Here is a 325-nt window from a genome sequence, read left to right on the forward strand (position 1 = left end):
GATGCACACCCTGGCCCAGATCGGCTTCCAGCAGTCCTACACCTACTTCACCTGGCGCAACAGCAAACAGGAGCTCACCGAGTACCTGACCGAGCTGACCGGTGAGGCGGCGGCCTACATGCGGCCGAACTTCTTCGCCAACACCCCCGACATCCTGCACGCCTACCTCCAGCACGGCGGGCGGCCCGCGTTCGAGGTCCGTGCCGTGCTGGCCGCCACCCTCTCGCCCGCCTGGGGCATCTACTCCGGCTACGAACTGTGCGAGAACACCCCGCTCAGGGAGAGCGGGGAGGAGTACCTGGACTCGGAGAAGTACCAGCTGCGC

General features: G+C 66.5%; 1 pseudogene. It reads left to right on the plus strand.

The annotated features are described in order from the left end of the window. A pseudogene (locus IH25_RS38270) lies at positions 1-325 on the plus strand (alpha-1,4-glucan--maltose-1-phosphate maltosyltransferase); the annotation flags it as partial.

Source organism: Streptomyces achromogenes subsp. achromogenes, from assembly GCF_000720835.1.
GTDB classification, from domain to species: Bacteria; Actinomycetota; Actinomycetes; order Streptomycetales; family Streptomycetaceae; genus Streptomyces; species Streptomyces achromogenes.